Source organism: Brucella pituitosa, from assembly GCF_003049685.1.
Classification (GTDB): domain Bacteria; phylum Pseudomonadota; class Alphaproteobacteria; order Rhizobiales; family Rhizobiaceae; genus Brucella; species Brucella pituitosa.
In genome coordinates, this window is the sequence record NZ_PYSY02000003.1 from 354274 (window position 1) to 371358 (window position 17085).

Below are 17085 nucleotides of genomic sequence, written 5' to 3' on the forward strand. Positions count from 1 at the left end.
CAGTTATGCAGCAATACCCCATTGTCCTGGACGACCAGGCAATTCAGAAACTCATTGGAAAGCTCGACATCGGTGCGTTACTGGAGCGCATGTTCAAGTCTCTGGGCGAAGGCACTGCGACCCAGCCACCTCAGACATTAAGCCTGTTTCCTGCGGATGCCGGTGATTTCATCACCTATCTGGGTGTATTGGCTAATGAAAAAGTCTTCGGAGCCAAGCTCTCGCCCTATATCGTAAATGGCGGTAACTCGCTGGTTACTGCCTGGACCGTTCTCATGTCGGCAGAAACCGGAACGCCACTTCTTCTTTGCGACTCGAAAAGGTTGACGACGGAGCGCACTGCTGCAGCTACTGCGATCGCTGTAAATAAGCTTGCCCGTGAGGACGCCGCGACTTTGGCCATAATCGGGACTGGCGCAGTTGGACAAGCCCATCTGCGTTATGTCGAGGCCATCCGCGACTGGAAAGATGTGCGCCTTTACTCGCATCATGCCGCACAACAAGCAGACCTTCCCAGAAATCTGAATTCCGGCACCAGTGTCCGTATTGCGGCAAGTGCTGAAGACGCGATCAAGGACGCAGACGTTGTGCTTCTTTGCACATCATCGGGAACGCCCGTGATTGATGTTGCGCATCTTCGCAGGGACGCACTTGTGACTTCGATCAGCACAAATGTGGCAAACGCCCATGAAATTGACCCGAATGCATTGTCGGGATTTGATGTTTACTGCGACTATCGTGCGACCACGCCTCATTCCGCCGGCGAGATGAAGATCGCAACGTCCACTGGAGAATGGGGAGTGGACCGTATTCTCGGAGACCTCCCGGAGCTCCTGACTGGCAGGGCGCAAAAGCCGTCGTATGAACGGCCCGCATTCTTCAGGTCAATCGGACTGGGTCTTGAAGACATTGCAGCCGCGGTAGCTGTTTTGGCTGTTGTACGCGAACAATAGACATCTCCCGAATTTAGAAAGGCATACACATGAAAATCCGTGACTTTGGCGTCGAAATCTGGATGAACGCGTGGGAAAACAAGTGCGAGTGGAATCTTGCCGAAACTTGCGTCGAAAGTCTCACTGTTGCTGAGCTGCTAGAGATGGCCAGCAAAACAGATACCATCCTTTCGGAATTGCTTCCGCTGAAACTCACCTATGGAGCGATTGAAGGAAGCGACAGACTTCGGGACCTGGTTGCCGGCCTTTACGGAAAACAAAACCGGGAGAATGTTAGCATTACCCATGGTGCCATCGGTGCAAATGCACTTGTACATGAGACCCTGGTCGAACGTGGCGACAGGGTAATTTCGGTGCTGCCGACTTATCAGCAGCATTATTCGATCCCAGAAAGCTACGGTGCGGATATTCAGATTTTGAAACTTCGCGAGGAAAACGGATTCCTTCCGGAGCTGACGGAACTGAAAAAGCTCGCCACCCCGGGCACCAAGCTCATAGCCATCAACAATCCAAACAACCCAACGGGATCTTTGATGGATGAAGCTTTCCTTAAGGAGATCGTTGAGATTGCTCGCGATTGCGGCGCATGGATACTTTGTGACGAAGTTTACCGTGGTACCGATCAGACGGGCGATGGGATGACTGCTTCTATCGCTGATCTGTATGAAAAAGGTATCAGCACGGGCAGTATGTCGAAAACATACTCTTTGGCAGGCCTTCGTCTGGGCTGGATTGTTGCTCCGAAGGAACTGATCCACGCTGTTTCCATCCATCGTGACTATAATACGATCAGCGTGGGTATGTTGGATGACCACTTCGCGTCGATAGCACTGGAAAACCGCGATAAGATCCTGGCCCGCTCACATGAGATCACTCGTACGAATCTGGCAATTGTGGCGGAGTGGGTCGAGAGTGAGCCACTGATCACATGGGTGAAGCCGCAATCCGGCACTACCGCTCTACTCAGGTATGATCTGCCTCTGACGTCCGAAGAGTTTTGCATAAAGCTTCTTCAAAGCACCGGCGTGATGCTGACGCCGGGAAGCGCCATGGACATGGAAGGCTATCTGCGCATCGGTTACACCAATGGCTCAGAAATCCTCCGTTCAGGCCTAAAGCTGATTTCAGGCTTCCTGAGGGAACAGCAGGCAATCGCAGCCTAATCAACTCCAATCATGCAGTCAGGCGGGCATACAGTCCCCGGCTGACTGCTGTCGAGAAAAATAAAGGGGAAACTATGAAAATACTGATCAGTACCTTACTTCTGGGAGCTTCACTGACGAGTGCTGGAGCACAACAATTACACATCGGAACGAGTGCCGACTACCCGCCATGGGAATCCGTTGATGCAAGCGGCCAGATTGTCGGCTTCGATAAGGATGTTGGAGACGAAATCTGCAAACGCATCAGCGCCACATGTGAATGGCAAAACCAGGCATATGACGGGTTGCTCCCGGGTCTGCAGGTAGGCAAATTTGATCTCGTTATATCCGGTGTATCTATCAATGAGGAGCGCGCCCAACGCGTTGATTTTTCGGCAGCTTACGCAGATGCCCCAAATGCGATTGTCGTTGCAAGCGGGAGTGAAGCAGAACAGGCCAAAACTGCGCAAGATCTGGTTGGAAAGTTGGAAAAATCGGCGATTGGCGTCCAAACAGGCACGACCCATGAACAGGTAGTTCGCGCTCATTTTCCAGATGCTGACGTCAGGGTTTATGACCGTCCTGATCAGATTGCAGACGATCTGCTGGCCGGACGTATCGATGCGGGTCTTATGGAGCGCTCTGCCTGGGATCCTCTCGTGAAGGAGCGTGGTGACGGCAAACTGGTTTATGCAGGTCCGTTGCTTACTGGCGCTGACTTCCCGGAATTTGGAAGAGGTCAAGGCATAGCCCTAAAGAAAGGCAATAGCGAACTGCAGACAAAAGTCGATGCTGCCATTCAGGCAATGCTGAAAGATGGGACGATCGCATCGATCTCGCAAAAATGGTTCACTTACGATCTGTCGAAGAAGTGAGATGGGCAGGGGTGGCGCAACGCTCTGCCCCTCATTTTACGGATAAATTATGCGCAAACAATCTGAGTTGCTTCGGTCTGCGATCACCGATCTCGCGGAACTTGTAAAAATCCCTTCCGTCAGCGCGCGGGGTCAGGAACTGCAATCCTGTGCGCGCAAAGTCGAAGATCTTCTAAACGCTGCCGGCTTTAGAACGGAAATCTGCGCAGGCGATGTCGGCCCCTTCGTCGTTGCTGAAACCGGTGATGGTCCGTTCACGCTGGTAATATATAATCATTATGACGTTCAACCGGAGGATCCTGTCGAGCTCTGGACAAGTTCGCCCTATAGTCTCACAGAGCGAAACGGGCGACTATACGGAAGAGGCGTGGCAGATGATAAAGGCGAATTCATAAGTCGGTTGGCCGGTTGGCGCGAATATCGTCGCCATAATCCGGGATCCCTGCCTTACCGTCTCATCTGGATTGTTGACGGCGAAGAGGAGATTGGCAGCCCTTCCCTCGATAGCTTTCTTCAGCGCCGTTTTCCTGACTTGAAAGCAGACCTTTGCTGGTGGGAGTTTGGAGAGGTCGACAGCAGCGGTCATCCCATTGTTCTGATGGGCTTCAAAGGCGTTGCTGCTATTGAACTCGAATGCCGGACTGCACGCGCTGATCTTCACTCGAGCTTTGGTGCAATTTTCGATAATCCTCTCTGGCGAATTTCAGCTGCTCTGTCTTCAATGCGTGACGCGAACGGACGCGTTTTAATTGACGGCTTTTACGACACAATCCCTGTAGTTCCGCAAGATGTTGAGCAGTTGGTCGAAACGCCGCCATATACGCTCGACAGCTTGCAAGAAGCCACAGGCGGCAAGCGGCTTCTTGCCGGTACAAATGCATCGAATTTCTATCGTAATCTCAATCTTGAGCCATGTTTGAATATCAATGGCATTTCTGGAGGCTACGCCGGGGAGGGCGCTAAAACCGTATTGCCCGCCAGAGCCGTTGCAAAACTCGATTTCAGGCTTGTACCTAACCAGCATCCGTTACATGTCGTGGAACTGGTGAGACGGCACTTAGATAAACACGGCTTTGAGGATGTTGAAGTCAAGGTACTGGATGCTGAAGTTCAGGCTGTGCGGTGCGATCACAAACATTGGGCGGTTCAGGAGGGGATCCGTCTGCTTGAATTGCATTTCGGCAAGGCACCGATAGTTCAGCCCAGTTCTCCTGCTTCGGGGCTCGCTCATCCTTTCATCAGAAACATGGGGGCTACGCTATTTGGCGCCGGACTTACCCATCATGCAGCCATGCTTCATTCACCAGACGAGAACATCATCATCGCGCAGCTGGAGAAAATGATTCATTTCTCTAGCGATTTTTTCCAAAAGCTTGCCAGTCATTGCACTGGAGCACACCACAGCCTCGAAGAGGTGCAATAGGATGTCAGTTGTCTTCGCATACCTGCCTCAGCTTTTGCAGGGACTCGCGGTAACATTGATCGTCGCACTCGGGAGTTTCATTTGCGGGTTAGTTGTTGCCCTCATTCTCGCCCCTCTTGCGATATACGCGCCCGCACCTGTTCGGAAAATTATCAGTCTTTACGTCGGATTAATCCGAGGCCTGCCCGAACTCCTCGTTATCTTCCTTATATTTTACGGAGGAACAGTGCTTCTGACGAAAATCGCGGGACGTTACATCGAGGTAAACGCCATTACTGCAGGCATCGCGGCTCTATCGGTCGTTTGTGCTGCCTACCTAACTGAAATTCTCCGCGGCGCCCTTCTCAGCGTATCGAGTGGGCAGTGGGAGGCTGCGTTAGCGCTTGGGTTAAGGCGAGCGCGAGCTTTTCGCTTGGTTGCCCTGCCGCAGATGATGGCGCGGGCGCTTCCTGGACTTGGCAACCAATGGCTTGTCATTTTGAAGGAAAGTGCATTGGTATCCATCATCGGGCTTGAAGAACTCATGCGCAAATCAGTAGTCGCCGCCGGTGCTACGCGTGAACCGTTAGCGTTTTATCTCAGTGCAGCGGCTCTTTATATTGCCGTGACCGGGGTTTCAACGCTGTTACTCAAGGCTTATGCCTCCCGACTTGCGCCACAGACACGGTAGTATCATGTCATTCGATCTCTTTCTTCCAGCATTTAGGGCCATTCAGCATGGCATTTGGTTATCCCTGTTAATTACGGTTTCCGCTTTTGTGTTGGGTCAGATTTTTGCTTTGCCAATCGCGCTCGCGCTGACATCAACAAAGAAATGGCTGCGCTACCCGGCGACTACATATACATTCATGGTGCGAGGAAGCCCGCTGCTCGTCCAGCTCTTTATCGTTTACTATGGTCTTGGTCAGGTTGAGTTTATTCGGGAAAGCTTTCTTTGGCCCTTACTGAGAAGTGCTCTTTACTGTGCTATCATCACTATCGGTTTGAACTCGGCGGCGTACACCGCGGAAGTGATTGCCGGAGCCATACGCCAGCTACCGAACGGTCAAACGGAAGCAGCAAGCGCTTTGGGTCTGAGGAAATTTACAGCCCTTCGTAAAGTGATCTTTCCGCAAGTTTATAGGTCGATTTTACCTGCACTAGGCAATGAGCTCGTTCTGGTTATGAAGGGATCGACTTTGGCCAGTGCTGTCACGGTTATGGAGATGACAGGGGCTGCTCGAGTGTTTGTTGCAAAAACTTACGCACCCTTTGAAACGTTCCTGGTCGCGGGGGCCATCTATCTGATCATAGGCGCGGTTTTCGGCTCCATTGTACGTTCTGTTGAACTTCGGGTTGCAATCCCGGGACGATGATTCCAATTCGTTTTCGAAATAACTGACTATCTAGTAGGGGATTTTCATCATGTTGACCGCCGCGAAGCCTGCTGTTGAATTCGTTCCAGTTATACAGCTGCAGAGAATGAACAAATGGTATGGACAATTCCATGTCCTCAAGGACATTGACCTTCAAGTGACGCCGGGCGAACGTATCGTTGTTGCTGGCCCATCGGGCTCGGGCAAGTCGACAATGATCCGTTGCATCAACCGTCTGGAAGAACACCAGAAGGGCCAGATCATTGTTGATGGCATTGAACTCACCAACGATTTGAAGAAGATCGATGAAGTACGCCGCGAAGTCGGCATGGTGTTCCAGCATTTCAATCTCTTCCCGCATCTGACCATTTTGGAAAACTGCACCCTGGCACCGATTTGGGTACGCAAGATGCCAAAGAAGAAGGCGGAAGAAATCGCCATGCATTATCTGGCGCGCGTGAAAATTCCGGAACAGGCCAACAAATATCCGGGCCAGCTTTCAGGCGGCCAGCAGCAGCGTGTGGCGATTGCCCGTGCGCTTTGCATGAACCCGAAGGTCATGCTGTTCGACGAGCCGACCTCGGCGCTCGATCCGGAAATGGTCAAGGAAGTGCTGGATACGATGGTGAGTCTTGCCGATGAAGGCATGACCATGATCTGTGTGACGCACGAAATGGGCTTTGCGCGTCAGGTTGCCAATCGTGTGATCTTCATGGATCAGGGCCAGATCGTCGAACAGAATTCGCCTGCCGAGTTCTTCGACAATCCACAACATGAGCGCACCAAGCTGTTCCTGAGCCAGATTCTGCACTAATCCGGTTGAGTACCTTGCATTGAAAACACCCGCCAGTGTCCCTGACGAGTGTTATTGTTGACGAATTCTATTGTAGAATCTGACGTCATCAGTGTCCCGGAAGATTCTGACTGGTGGTCAACAACAGCGTGTTGCGGTGGCGCGCGCCCTTGTTTTCAATCCGCCTGTCATTTTGATGGACGAGCCACTGGGAGCGCTTGATAAGAAGTTGCGGGAAAACATGCAGCTTGAAATCAAACGTATTCAGGAGCGGCTGGGAGCAACGGTCATTTATGTGACGCATGATCAGGAAGAGGCACTTACAATGTCTGATCGTGTAGCGGTTATGCAAAATGGTCAGCTGGAGCAAATAGATACCCCAGAGGCACTTTATCGAAATCCTGTCAGCAGCTTTGTCGCAGATTTCATTGGTACAATGAATTTCTTGCCTGCGGTTAAGATCGGAAAAAAATTGGGCGCGGCTGTCCTGCGCATCGGAGAGCATACGGTGATCGACCTCCCCATCACCAGCCTCAATACTTCTCTTTCAAATCAAGACATCGATAGGAAGCTTACTCTGGCATTTCGGCCCGAGCATGTTTCGTTGGAACAAGGCGGTAATGCGGCATCGTCAGCGATCCAGGGAGAGATTGAAGCTGATATTTTCATGGGATCGACGAACACATACGTCGTGAAGCTTAATGATTGTCCTGACGCGCAAATACGCGTTCAAAGTGCTGCCAATACGGCTACAGCGTTCAAGCGCGGCGACCGCGTTTCACTGCGACTCAATAACCAGTCTGTCCATGCGTTCGCATCTCGCGAAAGGGACGCAGCATGACGGGTGTACAATCTAATTTGCAAGAAGAAGCGTTGTTTAACGAAGGCTCTTGGCTGACATCGCCCTCAGCGCGGACTTATTCAGGTGCCTCTTCCTGGCTCCTAACACTGCCGTTGATCGTTTGTCTAGCTGTAGGATTCATATATCCAATAGTCAGTTTGATAGGATTGAGCTTTTCGGAAGGTTTCCTTGCCACCTACGGGCGCATCTTTGCGGAGCCATTGTATCAAGTGTTTTATTCTCAACGGTTACAGTTGCGTTGATTGTAACTGTTGCAGGGGTTCTGCTCGGATATCCTATTGCATTTGCCATGGCGCGTCTGAACAAACGATGGGCATTTGTGGTAGCAGCTTGCGTTTTTATACCTTTGTGGACGTCGATATTAATCCGTTCGTATGCCTGGATTGTTCTTTTACAACGTAATGGTTTGGTCAACTCTTTACTTGAAACAACGGGAGTGACTGAGCAGCCGGTTAAGATGCTCTATACGCAAGGCGCAGTAATCCTTGCTATGACGCATGTCTTGCTTCCCTTCGTCATCCTGCCGATTTTCTCGGTCCTTCGGACCTTGCCTACAGACTATGTCCGAGCAGCAAGGAACCTTGGGGCAGGTGCGGTGGTAACATTTCTGAGAATTACTTTTCCGCTCAGCCTTCCGGGCGTGTTCGCCGGAGCAACGATCTGTTTCGTGTTGGCTTTGGGGTTCTATATCACGCCTGCTCTTGTCGGTGGCCCGGGCTCGATGTTGATGCCAACGTTAATCGGACAGCAAACGACCGTGGTTGTCGACTTGCCTTTTGCAGCCGCACTCTCAACCGTCCTTCTGGTCATGACATTGGTCTTCATAGCCCTACTCCGAAAAGCATTGTCCTTTCAAAAGGGGTTTAGCAATGTCCATTGATCAACCCTTCAATCGCTCTCTTCATGTCATCAGTAAAAGCTCGATAAGGACCGCATATAGCCGGGCTTTGGTGTTATTCGCGAAAGTTGTAGGAGGATGTCTAATTGCGGCCATCCTATTTTTTCTGATCCTTCCGACAATATTGGTTGTCCCAATGTCTCTTAGTCAGACGGATTACATTAAATTTCCTCCTGACGGATTCACGTTACGATGGTACTACGCCTATTTTACTGACCCAGATTGGATGTCTGCCACCTGGTTTAGCTTTCGCATTGCCCTTATGACAACGATCACTGCGACAATCATCGGGACAATGGCAGCGCTTGCTATTGTGAGAGGTAATTTGCCGTGGAAAAATGGCATCCAAGCGCTTTCGATAGGTCCGTTGATTGTACCTCATGTTGTGTTGGGAGTTGCTTTGTTTCTGGTGTTTGCGCCTTTGCAACTGACTGGCAGTTTCACGGGGTTTCTCATTGCTCACACGGTCCTCGCTGTTCCCTATGTGTTAATTACAGTTATGGCCTCGTTGCAGCGCTTTGATCCAGAGCTTGAACTTGCGGCGCTTAATTGTGGTGCCAATCGCTTTCAAACATTTTTCAAAATTGTTCTGCCAAATATTATGCCTGGTATCGCATCTGGCGGGGTATTCGCCTTTCTCGCTTCTTTTGATGAAGCGACAGTTGCTTTCTTCATTTCAGAGACCGGTGGCAAATCTATCGGACGAAAGATGTTTGAAGACATTGATTTTAACCTGACGCCCGTGATTGCTGCAGCCTCTACGTTCATGATTGTGATCGCACTGGTTCTTATGAGCATTGCTCATTTTATGACGCGCAGCATTCGTTCAAAATAGACTTTCTGTCATAGGGGAATACTTACAATGATGATTGATAGATATTTGTCCGCAGCGTGCGGAGGTGTAATCATTGGCTTGGCGGTTGGAATAGCAACTGACAATGCGCCGCCACCGAGCGTGTGGTAATCGCTTCCACAGGTGGGGCTTATGATAAGGCATTAAAAGAGGCTTGGTTCGATCCATTCACGAAAGAAACTGGGATTGAAGTCGTGACAGTGGTTGCTACTAATGCTGAAATGCGGGCCAAAGCTTCCGCTATGGTAAAAACGGGTAATGTATCTTGGGATCTTTACCTTGACGGCGAAATACAAGCAGCTTCTGAAGCCCATCAAGAATCCACTGAAGACTTGTCCGGCTTTTGCGAGCAATTCAAGGGCAAAGCTGGTCTCGTTGAGAACGCTTGTGGAAGAGGAGGCGCTTTACTTCAGTCAACTGCAACGCTTCTGGCATATCGATTAACTGAGGGGCCGCAACCACAAACTTGGGCAGATATGTGGGATGTTGAAAAATTTCCGGGTGGGCGTTCTTTTCCGAACTTCGACGATCCCTGGCGCGTGTTAGCAGCAGCTTTGCTTGCAGATGGTGTCAAAAAAGATGAGCTTTTCCCTCTGGACGTTGATCGTGCCTTTCGTAAACTCGACGAAATACGATCTGATGTAACGCTCTGGTGGAAGACGGGGGATCAAAGTGTGCAAGGTTTTAGAAATGAAGATTATGCACTGGGCCAGATTTGGCTTACTCGGGCAAAAGCTATGAAAAACGAAGGATTGCCGATCAGCTGGTCTTACAAAGCCTCCTTTTTAGTCGGTGATCGCATTGCCCTTGTGAAAGGAGCTCCCAATCGTAAAAACGCGGAAAAGCTGATCGAATTCTGGCTGAATTCGGCACAAGCGCGAGCACAGGCTTGTGAAAAGCTATCCTGCACACCGCCAAGTACTGATGCAATTGCGCTAATGTCTGATGAAGTTCGGCAAACGATGCCCAGCGCCAATGATCTTGAGGAAAACATAGTAATACCCGATGCGGATTGGATAAATAACAATTCGGCATCTTTGCTACAACAGTGGAACACTTGGGTAAGGCAATAAAAATATTATAATCATTTTTGCGGTTATAAAGCGTAATTTCCGATCACGACGATTAGCCCCGATCTGTCCGGCTGTTCCGGGTTGCAAGGGCAGATCGGGGCGAATGGTTTCGCTTTCTTGGCTTTCGCTTGAGACTATTGTATTGCGGCCGGTTCATTGGAACCCTGCCGCGATAGCGCCTTTTGTCGCCGCGCAATAACCGCAGGATCGTTTATAAAATCCGTGCGGCGCCCGGGTTTACCGCCGCCTGGCTTGTAACTGTTTTTGTCACTGTTGGTCTTCACGTTCGCTTCCACCGGTTGGTCCTGCTGCACTTTGATATAGGCCGAAACATCACTTAGCCGCTTGTTCTTTTTGATTGCTGCATGGGTCACACGCTGATCTTTGTTGAACACGCGGTAGGGTAGGGAATGCCCCTTCCAGCTTACATCCAACCGGCCATCCGCATAGGCGAAGGTCTCAACATAACGTCCAATGCGGCCACGCCTCACCTCGGTCTCTTCCAGCATGATCCACTGGCGCTCAAACGAAAATGTCAGCTGTGAACCCACATAGTGCTGCTCACGCTTGCATAGAATGTCCTGCAAGCGTCTAGGCGCAAAATTGAGCGACCGTAGCAGGTTTTCAGGCCGGGCAGGGATGATCGCAAAGCGCCTGTTATAATCCGCTATGAAGCGTGGTAAAAAGGCATTGTCGTCTCCATGTCGCTGCTCCCAGCAAGCCTTAATTCCCTGACCAGGCGATCCTGTAACCTTCGGTTCATCCGCTCAACACGACCCTTGGCCTGGCTCGAATTTGCACATAGAATCTCGATATTTAACTCACACAACGCCCGCCCGAATTGCGTCATGCCCTGTCCGCCTCTGGCATCTTTCTTCGCTACCCGAAACACCGAATGCTTATCGGAATAAAAGGCGACTGGTGCACCGTGTCGGTTGAGATAACGGCCGAGCGCCTCGAAATATGTAAAGGGTACATTCTATTTGGTTACTAGTTCCCGCAACATGACACTCATTGCCGCCCATGATCTCAGAATTTCCACATCACGGATAAATCCCTGATGACCGTTTTCTCATACCCGGTCGCGATCAACGTAATTTGTAAGACAACAAGATGGGGTTCAACTACCTGTCTCATCATTGGAGGCATCGAGGGTTTTTGATTCAGGCGAGCCTTTCTCCCGAAGATAAATCGAAAGAACGACCAGAACTGCCGTCGAGAGAAACTCAGACTGCCAGTTCTGAAAGGATTCAAACCAGAAACCGGCATTCGTAAGATAGGACAGGAAATTTTCAGCAGTATCTCCATGCCGTCTCGCTTCATCAGACGCCGCACGGAAGCTTGCTGACACGTGAAGGAGGAAGCTTGCGGTGAACATCGAAAATAGTACAATGCCGAGCGAATGGGCTGAAAAAAAGAGGTCCGCGGTTTATTCGATGGTTCTTTGTCGACTTCTTTAGGGTCTCGAGATTCAGCAGATCCCCTTTGGACAAGAAGCGCGGTCAAAACAACATAGACCCCCATCTGGAGGAATTCACTTTCCCAATTTTCAAATAGAGCAGACAGAAATTCACCACTAATCAGGTATGCCGCCAGTCCTATTGGTGTTTGATGGTGGCGAAGCAAATCCTGATTGTAATTCACATGGCCCAAAATAGTCATACCGATGAGTGTGAGCGAGAACATCCCCATAAGTGCGATCGTTAGGCTGTTGTCTCTAAAGAACGAACGCATCAGTGATCCTGTTGTGGCTGGTCTTGCCACATGTTGCTTTGTATTTACTATCAAGTCGCACTCGCTACTCGCTTTAACAAATTATTGTAAGCCAATAATTTCTCTGCTATTTGTTCTTAACGCCCTGCTCCCGACAGGCCTTGGCATCCTTACCTGGAGAACATTTTCTATTCTTTTCTATCCTTTTTTCGCGCTCGTGTTTTTGTTGGCGCAATTGTTTTTGTTCAGGGGCAGCCTCAGGTAGCACCCGCTTTGAGGGCGTAATCGTTGTCTCATTACCCGGCATCTCCGGTTCTTGACCGCCCGATTGCGGCGGAGCGCCAGATTCTTGTGCCTGCGCGGCTGTTACCATGAAAAACAACATGAGTGACAAGACTATAGGTTTCATTTTTCGCTTCCTTCGATTGTCCGACTAGCCCCTCTTGCCGAAGAGCCTGTTGGTTGGGCTAGCGCAACTAAAAGCACTTTCTCATAGGGTCTCAATGTCGACAGTTATTCTGTTGTATTTCTTTCCCGTTTCAGGAAAAAACAATCAGTTCATCCGAACCCTTTCAAATTGACCGGGTGCAATCTCTACGCTCGGAAACTCAAACTCTCAAAATGCGTCCGTAACCGAGCTCGCGTCGTTTCTTCTTCCGGAGTATCAGGCCAAATTCCCTGATCTCCACCATCGATATTAGCCTCGCTTCCAAAAATGCTATTCTAAGCTTAAAGCAGAACGAGGAGAACTTTTGCGAGCAATATACCATCCGCTCTTAAAAGGCGTGGCGGACACGATTGCGCGTCCGGTGCCCGGTCACGCCGCTATTTCTTCATCGTTGACGAGCGCTATAAGAAGATTACTTTTACTTGTCTGATTGCCATCATGGTTTTCTTCGTTCGCCATCGTATCACCTGCTTATCTGCCTGAACTGGCTCCAAACAAACATTTCGGGCAAAAGTTCCTCGAAAATTGGAGCCGTGAGGAGTTGCTCCTGTAGGCTATAAGTAACTGGAGAAATCTGATGAAGTGGAGACAGTTGACAATCAATGAAGAATAAAGCACTCGACGTCGATCTTGACTGGATCTGGTACGGATTTGCGACAAACCCGAGATCAGAGATCGCTTGAATCTCACAGGCTAAATTTATTAAGGTCGTAGCTGGCTGTTTGATTTTTCTTCTCAATTATCGAGTTCCCTCCACGCGGACTTAGGCCGCACTTGCCCACGTGAATTGGCTTCAAAATAAATCGCCTGGCTGATCTCAGCTGCCGGCACTGCGACATCGCCCTGCGGCTCGGTCCAATGTATCCGCGGTCAGTAAGATATGCCGTAACCGCGGCCAAGGCTTGAGGATGATCCTCGAGACGTCTGGCTGCAATCTCCGTACTAAATGCCCGCAGAATGGATTACGAGACTAATTATCAGGCCGAGTAAATCGACAACGATACGATTTTGCGCCCCTGCTATTGATATCCGCATTTAAAAAAACGGCACAATTCAACGAGATTCTCGTTGTCGTAGGTCATCCAGGTTCGTGTCGGGCGTTTCGTGTATGCGCAACCCAAATACTTCTCGCATTGTTGTTTCCACCAACATCGTGTGGCTTCATTTCTGGCAATTTACCCTAGGGAGGTCGATATGCCGTTTATTAACGAAGCGTGCCGCGTCTATGATACCATGGAAATCTACTCCATGCGAAGTTGCTGTCATGCTTGAAGGAACTGACTGCAGTTATTCTGGGTCCGAATTAGCATCATGTATTATCGTGCACCACGAGCGCGGTTAAGAGACCTTTCCCGCCTCAGCGAACTGTCGGCGGGCGGTCTATCAACGATATCAAAGTCGCCATCGTTTCGAGCCATATCCAGCCGCTTCTGATCCAGAGAAACCCTTTCAATATGTTTCGCATAAAAAAGCAAATCCTGAACAGAATATGTTAGCGAAACTCCTCCAGCTTTAAGAAGCAAATGCTCGATCTCACTTCTCGAGTAACGTCAATGCATTAAGTGGGTTATCAATCTCGTATTGCCAACGATTTTGCATCGCCCCCATATTGGGTGAAACAAGTCCTCAACGTCTCGAAACTATTTATATTTTGCTGAGTTAGGCGAGCCATAACAGGACGTGAATAAGCCTCGGAGTGGCTGCGAAGAACAGGAAAAGACCATGATAGAAAATGGATACAAACTTCGGAAAGCTGGCGATGGCACCTGGTCGGTGATTGATGCCTTCAAGGACAATCCGATCACCTTCGAAGGCAGGATCCAGATCGCATTGAGCGAAGGCGAGGCAAAACGGGTTCTCGATTGCCTCAACCGCCAGAATCTCGAACGTCACCCGGAAGACGGGAGTGGACGTTTACCGTAACCCCTGATCGCATCTGAAACATGAAGTGATCAAACCGGACTATCTTAAATAATCAGAAAGCGTATCGTTGATGTTTCTCAAAGGAGGATGAGATGCCGCTCTTCAACGAAGCGAGCCGCATTTACAAGCCGGAAGAAGTGAACTTCATGCGCAGCTGCTTTTCTAACGCCGCTATCATTCTTGAAGAAAGCGACAGAGAATATGCTGCGACTGACCTCTCGTCCGCAATCATTATGCTTTACCGGAACGGCCTGAGGGATATGAACTACATTTCGGAACTGGCATCGCGACTTGCACACAAGAGATATATGGAGCGTCACCTCGGTGCGCCCGTTGCCGCGAACCTGAATGTCCTGCCCAGCTCAAAGGCCCCCTCCTGACCTCCCAATCGATGTAGTCCAACGTCGCTTATTGATATGACCTAGTTTCTGTCACGCATTCTGCTCGGCATCTACAAACTTGTTAAAGCGGCTGTCGCCCGTGTCTTCGCAGAGGAAGGCGGGTTGCGATCATCAACGATGGCGAAGAAATCATCCCAATTGACCTCCTCCAGATTATGGTCTTATTCAGCGAATTCGATGCGCAGTATGCCGCCGCCGCTGCCAGTTTCCGCCATCGCAGGCCGTCTGTTGCGGTCTTCCGTCTACTGGCGGATTTGGTCGTGGTCGCGTGTGATCTGAGCCATGGTTCTAACCTTCCGCTTTAAATTTCTTGGCTTCTTTGAGCAGTTTTTGCCGATCCCTTCCAAAATGTTCGATCAACTGGCGAGCCTGCAGCGGAGAAATGTCCGAGTTCTCGGCCAGGAACTTGATGTCTTCATCGTCCGTCAATGGGGTGGTTGATTTCTCGTTCATGATTGATCCTCATTTCTGGTCTGCTGGCGGGTTCGCTGGATGGTCGCCGCCCATGCCGGTCTGTGGCCGGTCATTTTCTGCCGGCGGCTTGGTCTTTAGATGATCGGCAGAACCTCTGGCAGGAGGTGCCTGGATACCTGGCTTTTGCGTTAACGATACACCACCGGTCAGGCTCCACCCAAGGAAGAGAAGGAGCAGAACTGCCACTATGACTAAAGCGAAGCGCGGAAGATATCTGAGCGCTCGCGGCGAAACCTTGCGGCGCTCCTCCTGTTCTCTTTCTGATCGCTTGTTCATTGCCATACCCATGAGATCGCAAAATATCCGATGACAACCAAGGCAATGATGAACCACCAGATCATGTAGGCTGGACCTTCACGCATCTGCGCGGTCCCGTTTGCAGGATGTGCTTTCTCTCCAGAGGCCCACACACGCAGGCCAGATGCACGGCTGGACGCGTTGCTGTCATTTGTTCTTACCGGGGCTATTTCCCGTCGTAGTTCCTGTTCACCGGTAGATTGAGAACTGGCATCAGCCGCCGCAGGATGAAAGCCGAGAACTTTGTCGCCGGTCTCGCCTCGCTGGATCGCGCCTCTTGAGCGAGGGCCAGAGCTTTTATCTGGTGAAACTGTTTTTATCATTTAGGGCCTCTGAGTTCCAACCATCAGACGGTCCATTTGTTCCGCGGAATTTCATTGCTTCAACCTTGCCCTTTCCCACTCCGGCACTCAGCGTTCTTTTTCATTTAATGAAACAAACCGAGGTTTGAAAGGTTGGACCGCCATCTCAATAAACAGAGGTTTCCATGAAACACGATCCGAAAGCCGGCACTACAGATCAGAAGCTGAAATGGGAAGGTCCGCCGGAAAACAGGCCCCGTGGTTACGAGCCTCCCGACGACGATCCGGCAAAGAAACGCGATGCCGCTGGGCACAATCTTGCCGACCCGGATCGCAAGAACGTTGCTGATGCGCTGAGTGAACCCAAGCACACGAGGAGAAAGGGAGGTGGACAATGACTGTGTCTTCCCTTCCTCAGCTCAAAGCTATCGCGCTCAATGCCACCTTGAAGCGAAGTGCCGACCAGAATTTATCCTCGACCGACAGGATGCTACATTATCTCGATACGCATCTTGTTCCTTATGGCGTGCAAACGGAGCATGTGCGGCTGAGTGAATTCAACATCGAACCCGGTGTCACATCGCGCGAAAGCGAAGACGACGAATGGCCGGCACTCAGAACCAAAATCCTCGATGCGGATATTCTTATTTTCGGCACGCCGATCTGGCTCGGACAACCATCAAGCATCTGCAAGCGCGTGCTGGAACGTATGGATGCATTTCTTTCAGAGACCGATGATGCCAACCGAATGCCGTCTTACGGGCGTGTGGCCGTCGCGGCCGTGGTCGGCAACGAGGACGGCGCGCATTTCGTGTCATCCCAGCTCTATCAGGCGTTGAACGATGTGGGCTTCACCCTGCCTGCCAACGGCGTAATCTATTGGGTGGGCGAGGCGATGCAATCAACCAATTTCGTCGATCTGGAAGAAGTACCCGAAACAGTCGTTTCCGCTACCAAAATACTGGCTGCCAATTGCGTACATCTGGCACGATTGTTGAAGGTCGCTCCTTATCCCGGTTCAGAATAACAGGAGGGTGGCGCGCAAAGCATTGTCGGCTGACCCGGATTGACCGGCCCGGGTGATGGATGTTCTGGTATAGGAAGGGGCGGTATCTGTTCGGGTTCGTCGGGGCTGAACGGCACCTTATCTGGTTGCGGAATGGTCTCCGGCGGCTCAACCGGAATGCCTTCAGGTTCATTTTCGGGTATTTCTGGCGGGTCGGAAGGTGTCGCGAAACTCGCATATAGAGTGATCATCCACCATTCAGCGATATAGATTTTCATTGGTCTCTCCCTTGTC

General features: G+C 50.6%; 18 protein-coding genes and 4 pseudogenes. 15 read left to right on the forward strand and 7 right to left on the reverse strand.

The genetic code is table 11. From position 1 onward, the window contains the following. Positions 1 to 5: 5 nt before the first annotated feature. The 11 genes and pseudogenes from C9380_RS21940 to C9380_RS21990 all read left to right on the forward strand — a co-directional run. On the forward strand, positions 6 to 953 hold the full coding sequence (locus tag C9380_RS21940) for an ornithine cyclodeaminase family protein (RefSeq protein WP_105535422.1): 948 nt from the start codon (positions 6 to 8) through the stop codon (positions 951 to 953). 29 nt (positions 954 to 982) lie between these two features. Then, positions 983 to 2116: an aminotransferase gene (locus C9380_RS21945; protein ID WP_128094666.1), complete on the forward strand. Its 1134-nt coding sequence runs from the start codon at positions 983 to 985 to the stop codon at positions 2114 to 2116. 74 nt (positions 2117 to 2190) lie between these two features. Further along, entirely contained in the window at positions 2191 to 2970 is a 780-nt protein-coding gene (locus C9380_RS21950) for a transporter substrate-binding domain-containing protein (RefSeq protein ID WP_128094667.1), read from the forward strand. Between the two features lie 49 nt (positions 2971 to 3019). Beyond that, entirely contained in the window at positions 3020 to 4393 is a 1374-nt protein-coding gene (locus C9380_RS21955) for a M20/M25/M40 family metallo-hydrolase (RefSeq protein WP_128094668.1), read from the forward strand. A gap of 1 nt (position 4394) precedes the next feature. Further along, complete coding sequence (locus tag C9380_RS21960) at positions 4395 to 5063, forward strand: ABC transporter permease (RefSeq protein WP_128094669.1); 669 nt, start codon at positions 4395 to 4397, stop codon at positions 5061 to 5063. Between the two features lie 4 nt (positions 5064 to 5067). Beyond that, positions 5068 to 5748 (forward strand): ABC transporter permease, encoded by a 681-nt coding sequence (locus C9380_RS21965; RefSeq protein WP_247877659.1) that lies wholly within the window; start codon positions 5068 to 5070, stop codon positions 5746 to 5748. Between the two features lie 49 nt (positions 5749 to 5797). Next, positions 5798 to 6562, forward strand: coding sequence for an amino acid ABC transporter ATP-binding protein (locus C9380_RS21970; protein ID WP_105642864.1), 765 nt, complete (start codon positions 5798 to 5800; stop codon positions 6560 to 6562). A 106-nt stretch (positions 6563 to 6668) separates the two neighbouring features. Continuing rightward, a pseudogene (locus C9380_RS27745) lies at positions 6669 to 7382 on the forward strand (ABC transporter ATP-binding protein); the annotation flags it as partial. Continuing rightward, positions 7379 to 8283, forward strand: a pseudogene (locus C9380_RS21980) (ABC transporter permease). The pseudogenes C9380_RS27745 and C9380_RS21980, both read left to right, overlap by 4 nt. Next, positions 8273 to 9136: an ABC transporter permease gene (locus C9380_RS21985; protein WP_128094670.1), complete on the forward strand. Its 864-nt coding sequence runs from the start codon at positions 8273 to 8275 to the stop codon at positions 9134 to 9136. Before C9380_RS21980 ends, C9380_RS21985 begins: the two are co-directional and overlap by 11 nt. Positions 9137 to 9246: 110 nt before the next feature. After that, positions 9247 to 10227: pseudogene (locus C9380_RS21990) on the forward strand (ABC transporter substrate-binding protein); the annotation flags it as partial. Positions 10228 to 10361: 134 nt separating this feature from the next. On the opposite strand, the pseudogene C9380_RS21995 reads toward C9380_RS21990, so the two are convergent. The 3 genes and pseudogenes from C9380_RS21995 to C9380_RS22005 form a co-directional block, all read right to left on the reverse strand. Further along, a pseudogene (locus C9380_RS21995) lies at positions 10362 to 11197 on the reverse strand (transposase family protein); the annotation flags it as partial. Between the two features lie 59 nt (positions 11198 to 11256). Further along, a complete protein-coding gene (locus tag C9380_RS22000) occupies positions 11257 to 11961 on the reverse strand; it encodes a DUF6766 family protein (RefSeq protein ID WP_425598728.1) in 705 nt (234 codons plus the stop codon). Positions 11962 to 12067: 106 nt separating this feature from the next. Further along, positions 12068 to 12349: an ExbD/TolR family protein gene (locus C9380_RS22005; protein ID WP_128094672.1), complete on the reverse strand. Its 282-nt coding sequence runs from the start codon at positions 12347 to 12349 to the stop codon at positions 12068 to 12070. A 1761-nt stretch (positions 12350 to 14110) separates the two neighbouring features. Between C9380_RS22005 and C9380_RS22010 the strand changes: the two genes are divergently transcribed. Continuing rightward, positions 14111 to 14311: a hypothetical protein gene (locus C9380_RS22010; protein WP_128094673.1), complete on the forward strand. Its 201-nt coding sequence runs from the start codon at positions 14111 to 14113 to the stop codon at positions 14309 to 14311. 92 nt (positions 14312 to 14403) lie between these two features. Continuing rightward, positions 14404 to 14691, forward strand: coding sequence for a hypothetical protein (locus C9380_RS22015; RefSeq protein WP_128094674.1), 288 nt, complete (start codon positions 14404 to 14406; stop codon positions 14689 to 14691). Positions 14692 to 15000: 309 nt separating this feature from the next. On the opposite strand, the gene C9380_RS26955 is transcribed toward C9380_RS22015, so the two are convergent. From C9380_RS26955 to C9380_RS22025, 3 genes are read right to left on the reverse strand one after another with little or no spacing between them, the layout of a single operon-like run. Continuing rightward, a complete protein-coding gene (locus C9380_RS26955; RefSeq protein WP_164844713.1) occupies positions 15001 to 15165 on the reverse strand; it encodes a hypothetical protein in 165 nt (54 codons plus the stop codon). A 9-nt stretch (positions 15166 to 15174) separates the two neighbouring features. Next, positions 15175 to 15462 carry a hypothetical protein gene (locus C9380_RS22020; RefSeq protein ID WP_128094675.1) on the reverse strand — a complete coding sequence of 96 codons (288 nt, stop codon included), beginning with the start codon at positions 15460 to 15462 and terminating at the stop codon, positions 15175 to 15177. Next, positions 15459 to 15806 (reverse strand): hypothetical protein, encoded by a 348-nt coding sequence (locus C9380_RS22025; protein ID WP_128094676.1) that lies wholly within the window; start codon positions 15804 to 15806, stop codon positions 15459 to 15461. Before C9380_RS22025 ends, C9380_RS22020 begins: the two co-directional genes overlap by 4 nt. A gap of 164 nt (positions 15807 to 15970) precedes the next feature. Between C9380_RS22025 and C9380_RS22030 the strand changes: the two genes are divergently transcribed. Further along, a complete protein-coding gene (locus C9380_RS22030) occupies positions 15971 to 16183 on the forward strand; it encodes a hypothetical protein (protein WP_128094677.1) in 213 nt (70 codons plus the stop codon). Then, positions 16180 to 16812 carry a flavodoxin family protein gene (locus C9380_RS22035; protein ID WP_128094678.1) on the forward strand — a complete coding sequence of 211 codons (633 nt, stop codon included), beginning with the start codon at positions 16180 to 16182 and terminating at the stop codon, positions 16810 to 16812. The genes C9380_RS22030 and C9380_RS22035 overlap by 4 nt, the downstream gene beginning before the upstream one ends. Here the strand turns inward: C9380_RS22035 and C9380_RS22040 are convergent. After that, positions 16794 to 17069 (reverse strand): chitin-binding protein, encoded by a 276-nt coding sequence (locus C9380_RS22040; RefSeq protein ID WP_128094679.1) that lies wholly within the window; start codon positions 17067 to 17069, stop codon positions 16794 to 16796. The genes C9380_RS22035 and C9380_RS22040 overlap by 19 nt on opposite strands. Between the last annotated feature and the right edge of the window lie 16 nt (positions 17070 to 17085).

Excerpts from the sequence above, each read along its gene's own strand:
- C9380_RS22030 (WP_128094677.1), top strand. The coding sequence starts at position 15,971 with ATGAAACACGATCCGAAAGCCGGCACTACAGATCAGAAGCTGAAATGG.
- C9380_RS22000 (WP_425598728.1), bottom strand. The coding sequence starts at position 11,961 with ATGCGTTCGTTCTTTAGAGACAACAGCCTAACGATCGCACTTATGGGG.
- C9380_RS22025 (WP_128094676.1), bottom strand. The coding sequence starts at position 15,806 with ATGATAAAAACAGTTTCACCAGATAAAAGCTCTGGCCCTCGCTCAAGA.
- C9380_RS22010 (WP_128094673.1), top strand. The coding sequence starts at position 14,111 with ATGATAGAAAATGGATACAAACTTCGGAAAGCTGGCGATGGCACCTGG.
- C9380_RS21985 (WP_128094670.1), top strand. The coding sequence starts at position 8,273 with ATGTCCATTGATCAACCCTTCAATCGCTCTCTTCATGTCATCAGTAAA.
- C9380_RS22005 (WP_128094672.1), bottom strand. The coding sequence starts at position 12,349 with ATGAAACCTATAGTCTTGTCACTCATGTTGTTTTTCATGGTAACAGCC.
- C9380_RS22015 (WP_128094674.1), top strand. The coding sequence starts at position 14,404 with ATGCCGCTCTTCAACGAAGCGAGCCGCATTTACAAGCCGGAAGAAGTG.
- C9380_RS26955 (WP_164844713.1), bottom strand. The coding sequence starts at position 15,165 with ATGAACGAGAAATCAACCACCCCATTGACGGACGATGAAGACATCAAG.
- C9380_RS21940 (WP_105535422.1), top strand. The coding sequence starts at position 6 with ATGCAGCAATACCCCATTGTCCTGGACGACCAGGCAATTCAGAAACTC.
- C9380_RS21945 (WP_128094666.1), top strand. The coding sequence starts at position 983 with ATGAAAATCCGTGACTTTGGCGTCGAAATCTGGATGAACGCGTGGGAA.
- C9380_RS21955 (WP_128094668.1), top strand. The coding sequence starts at position 3,020 with ATGCGCAAACAATCTGAGTTGCTTCGGTCTGCGATCACCGATCTCGCG.
- C9380_RS22020 (WP_128094675.1), bottom strand. The coding sequence starts at position 15,462 with ATGAACAAGCGATCAGAAAGAGAACAGGAGGAGCGCCGCAAGGTTTCG.
- C9380_RS22040 (WP_128094679.1), bottom strand. The coding sequence starts at position 17,069 with ATGAAAATCTATATCGCTGAATGGTGGATGATCACTCTATATGCGAGT.
- C9380_RS21970 (WP_105642864.1), top strand. The coding sequence starts at position 5,798 with ATGTTGACCGCCGCGAAGCCTGCTGTTGAATTCGTTCCAGTTATACAG.
- C9380_RS21965 (WP_247877659.1), top strand. The coding sequence starts at position 5,068 with ATGTCATTCGATCTCTTTCTTCCAGCATTTAGGGCCATTCAGCATGGC.
- C9380_RS21960 (WP_128094669.1), top strand. The coding sequence starts at position 4,395 with ATGTCAGTTGTCTTCGCATACCTGCCTCAGCTTTTGCAGGGACTCGCG.
- C9380_RS22035 (WP_128094678.1), top strand. The coding sequence starts at position 16,180 with ATGACTGTGTCTTCCCTTCCTCAGCTCAAAGCTATCGCGCTCAATGCC.
- C9380_RS21950 (WP_128094667.1), top strand. The coding sequence starts at position 2,191 with ATGAAAATACTGATCAGTACCTTACTTCTGGGAGCTTCACTGACGAGT.